The organism is Mesorhizobium sp. M1A.F.Ca.IN.020.06.1.1, from assembly GCF_004023265.1.
Lineage (GTDB): Bacteria > Pseudomonadota > Alphaproteobacteria > Rhizobiales > Rhizobiaceae > Mesorhizobium.
In genome coordinates this window covers 1-4,498 of the sequence record NZ_RZSR01000475.1, presented here as the reverse complement: position 1 = coordinate 4,498, position 4,498 = coordinate 1, and the positions used below count along the sequence as shown (strand labels likewise).

The window sequence follows — 4,498 nt, the reverse complement described above, 5'->3', positions numbered from 1 at the left end:
GGGCGGGGGGCGTTGGGGAGCCGCCGGTCACCAGGCAAGGGCCCATCTAATCAGAAAATGCATAGGCCCTTATATGATCATGCCAGCATTTTTCGCTCTTGGGAACTGGTTTCGGCATAAAATTCAAGATCGTACGCCCAAAGGTGCACGTTCTAATGATTTGCACGCCGGCGCTGCGACAGGAACCAGATCGGCACGCCCGCGTCATAAAGACAGGTTTCTGTCGTAACCCGGGAGTGAAGTCGATGGTCCGGCTCTTCGTTGTCGCTGCCGTGGCGTTCGCGCTCGCATGCAGCGGAGCTCAGGCGGCCAGGCTTGACCTCGACGCGGTCAATCAGGCGCAATTCAGCGAGGGCGAGCCGAAGGACGTCAGTCCGATGCTTCTCAAGGCGCAGATCCTTCTCGATCGCGCCCGCTTCTCGCCGGGCCTGATCGACGGTCGCCTCTCCGACAATTTTGCCAAAGCCGTGGCGGCGTTCCAGGCGGCCAACGGACTGGCTTCCGACGGCAAGCTCACACGCGAGACCTGGGACAAGCTGACGGCGGGCTCCGCCGAGCCGGTTCTGGTGACATATGAGGTCACGGTCAAGGACGTGCGCGGCCCCTTTACCAGGCGCATCCCCACCCGCCTGGAGCGGATGGCTAGTCTGAAGCGCCTCGGCTATCGCAATGCGCGGGAGAGGCTGGCCGAGCGTTTCCACATCAGCGAACAATTGCTGAAGACGCTAAACCCGCGCGTCGGGTTCCGGAAGGCAGATGTGAGCCTCGTAGTGCCCGATCTCGGACGGGGCGACGCCCCGGCGGAGATCGAGACCATCGAGGTCGACAAGGCATCCCGCCAGGTCCGCGCGCTCGATCCATCAGGCAAGCCGGTTGCGGTCTATCCGGCCTCGATCGGCAGCGAGGAAAAGCCGGCGCCGAGCGGCGCCGCGGAGGTCAAACGCGTGGTGCGCAATCCGACCTATCACTACAATCCGAAATTCGCCTTCAAGGGGGTCAAGAGCAAGCGGCCCTTCACCATCGCCAAGGGACCGAACAATCCGGTGGGATCGGTCTGGATCGATCTCTCGATCGAAAGCTATGGCATCCACGGCACGCCGGATCCCGGCAAGATCGGCACGACCTACTCGCATGGCTGCATCCGGCTGACCAACTGGGATGCCGAAGACCTCGCCGCCATGGTCAAGCCGGGCACGAAAGTCGAGTTCAAGGACGAGACGGCGCAGGACGGGCAGGCGCAGTAAAAACGCCGGGAGGAGCGAGCCGCCAAGGCGGGATCGCTGCATAAGCCTAATTTATCGTTACCCCTAGTTTTTCAGAACGTTACACGGCCTTCCGTCGCCTGTAGCTTCGGCGGCGCGCTTTTGAAAACGATCTGGAATTGGTGGTTCGATGCAAGCACATGCGAGAGTGGTGATCGTCGGCGGAGGATGCGTCGGCGCCGGCATCCTTTACGGCCTGGCCAAGCGCGGCTGGACCGACGTTGCGCTGCTCGAGCGGACCCAGCTTACGGCCGGCTCCACCTGGCATGCGGCGGGCCTGATCCCGTCCTATACCCGCAACATCAATGTCGGCCGCATGATCAAGAAGACCATCGAGATCTATGAAGGGCTGGAGGCCGAAACCGGCCAGCCGGTCGGCTGGCACAAATGCGGCCAGCTGCGCATCGCCAACAGCCGCGGCCGGCTAGACGAATTCAAGAGTTATATGAGCGTGGCCGACGTCCAGGGCATGCGCGCTGAGTTGCTGACGCCGGGCGAAGCGAGGCAGCTGGCGCCGCTGCTCGACAACGACCACATGCTGGGCGCGCTTTATCATCCCGATGACGGCCATATCGCGCCGGCCGATGTGACCATCGCCATGGCCAAAGGCGCGCGGGATCTGGGTGCCAAGGTGTACTTGAACACCGAGGTCACCGGCTTCAGGCGCACGCCCGGCGGCGAATGGCTCGTCCAGACTAACAAGGGCGACATCACCTGCGAGCACGTGATCTCCGCGACCGGCAATTATGCGCGCCAGACCGGCGCGCTGCTCGGCCTCGATATCCCGGCGATCCCGATCCTGCATCAGTACTGGATCACCGAAGTGGTGCCGGAAATCGTCGAGCGGAAAAGGCAGGGCCGCCCCGAAATGCCGATCCTGCGCGACGAAGGGTTCGAGGGCTATCTGCGCGAAGAAGGCGACGGGCTGATGTTCGGGCCTTACGAGCGCACGGCGAACCTGAAACTGTTCGCCGAGGACGGCGTCCCTTCCTGGTTCGGCGCCGACCTCGTCGAAGAAGATTTCGAGGCGGTGTCGTGGAACTGGGAGCAGGCTCTGCAGCTGGTGCCGGCGCTGGGGCGCGTCGGAATCAAGGCCAATGTGCGCGGACCGTTCCAGATGACCGCGGACGAGCTTCCCTTGATGGGGCCGGCCTGGAGCCTGCCCAATGTCTGGCTAGCCGAAGGCGTGCCAGGCGGCATCCTGTGGGGCGGCACGATCGGCTATTACCTGTCGGAACGGATCGTCGAAGGCGGCAACAGCCTCGACACCTCGGATCTCGATCCGCGCCGCTTCGGCGACTACGCCAACAAGGCCTGGACGCGCGAAAAGGTCCGGGAGGCCTGGGGCACACATGCGGAGCAGAAATATCCGGGACAGGACATGCCCGCCGCCCGGCCGCAGAAGACCGCGCCTTCCTATGACAGGCTGACCGAGCTCGGCGCGGTCTGGGGCGTGCTCAATGGCTGGGAGATGCCCAATTGGTTCGCGCGCGACGGCGTCGAAGCCAAGGACCAGTATAGCTGGCGATGGACGCCGAAGGGGAACCTCGTGGCCGAGGAAGTCCAGGCGGTGCGCACTGCCGTCGGCCTGGTCGAGATGACGCCCATGACCAAGTTCGAGGTGTCCGGACCGAACGCGGCCGCCTGGCTGGACAGGATCATCGCCAATCGCTTGCCGGCGGTCGGAAAGGTGACGCTGGCGCATCACCTCACTGCGGGCGGCGGCGTGCAGGCGGAGTACATGGTGGCGCGGCTCCGAGAAGACCTGTTCTACCTCATCTCGACGCCGCGCGCCGAGCGCTGGAATTTCGACGATCTCTCAAGGCTGCTGCCCGCCGACGGCAGCATATCACTGAAGAACGTCACCAACGATCGCGGCTGCTTCACCGTCGTCGGGCCCAAGGCACGCGAAGTGCTGCAGCCGCTAACCGAGATCGATCTTTCGAACGAAAAGTTCCCGTGGTTCAGCGTGGCGACCGGCAGCGTCGCCCTGGCCAGCGACGTGCGGCTGCTGCGCGTCAACTATGAGGGCGAGCTCGGCTGGGAACTCTATCACCCGCTGTCCTATCAGCGGCAGCTGCTGGATGCCATCCTCAAAGAGGGCGAGAAGCACGGCATGCGGCTTGTCGGGCTGCATGCGCTGGAGTCGCTCAGGCTCGAAAAATCTTATCGCGCCATGTATCGCGACATGAACCCTGAGCTCAACGCTCTGGAGAGCGGGCTCGAGCGCTTCATCCGCCTCGACAAGGGCGATTTCGTCGGCCGCGAGGCGGTGCTGAAATACAAGGCGAGGAACGACCAGCGCCGGTCGGTGACGCTCAAGATCGAAACCGACGGCGCGAGCACGCTTGCCTCCGAGGGCCTTTATAGCGACGGCGAACTTGTCGGGCGCATTACGTCGGGCGGCTACGGCTATGCGCTCGGCCATGACGTGGCGCTGGCCCTTCTGCCGGAGCGTCTGAGCAAGCCCGGCACCAAGCTCGAGGTCGCCATTTTGGGAGAATGGAAGATCGCCGAGGTGATCGCGGACTCGCCTTACGATCCGACCTCGGCCAGGGCGCGTATGTGATGCGCGTCGATCGGATCAACGTCTATTCGGCGCAGCTGCCCGTCAAAGGCGGCGTCTACCGCATGGCCAGCGACGACGTGGAGTCGCTGGACTCGACGCTTGTCGAGATCGTGACCGAAGACGGTTTGACCGGTTGGGGCGAGACCTGCCCGATCGGACCGGTCTATCAGCCGCACCATGCGCTGGGCGCTCGCGCGGCGATCGCCGAAATCGCCCCGGGACTGATCGGTGCGGAGATCGCTTCGATCAGGCTGCTTGCGAAACAGATGGACGAGCGCTTGAACGGACATGGCTATGCCAAGGCCGCGTTCGACATGGCCTTTCTCGACCTGCTCGGCCAAAAGCTCGGCGTGCCGGTCTCGACGCTGCTGGGCGGCGCGCTGACCGATCGCGTGCCGGCCTATTATTCGCTGATCGTAGGTCCGCCGGACGAAACGGCGAGGATCGCCGCCGACAAGGTGAAGGCCGGCTATCCGCGCCTCCAAGTGAAGATCGGCGGGCGCAACCTCGAAGAAGACGTGGCCGTCGTGCACAAGGTCTGGGAAGCTGTCGGCTACAAGGCGCGCATCGCGGTCGACGGCAACCGGGGCCTGACAATCGCGTCGGCAATCCATCTTGACCGGCTTTGCCACGCCATCCCCTTCGTCTTCGAGCAGCCATGCAACAC

At 63.9% G+C, this 4,498-nt stretch carries 3 protein-coding genes; all 3 read left to right on the top strand.

All coding sequences use genetic code 11. From position 1 onward, the window contains the following. Positions 1–245: 245 nt before the first annotated feature. Positions 246–1,244: a L,D-transpeptidase gene (locus EOA60_RS20110; protein ID WP_095824619.1), complete on the top strand. Its 999-nt coding sequence runs from the start codon at positions 246–248 to the stop codon at positions 1,242–1,244. Between the two features lie 148 nt (positions 1,245–1,392). Then, on the top strand, positions 1,393–3,831 hold the full coding sequence (locus EOA60_RS20105) for an FAD-dependent oxidoreductase (protein WP_095824620.1): 2,439 nt from the start codon (positions 1,393–1,395) through the stop codon (positions 3,829–3,831). After that, positions 3,831–4,498 (top strand): mandelate racemase/muconate lactonizing enzyme family protein (locus EOA60_RS20100; RefSeq protein WP_164899420.1); only part of this gene is annotated, 668 nt, incomplete at its 3' end. The genes EOA60_RS20105 and EOA60_RS20100, both read left to right, overlap by 1 nt.

Bases quoted from the DNA above. Each gene is read 5' to 3' on its own strand.
- EOA60_RS20110 (WP_095824619.1), top strand. From the start codon at position 246: ATGGTCCGGCTCTTCGTTGTCGCTGCCGTGGCGTTCGCGCTCGCATGC.
- EOA60_RS20105 (WP_095824620.1), top strand. From the start codon at position 1,393: ATGCAAGCACATGCGAGAGTGGTGATCGTCGGCGGAGGATGCGTCGGC.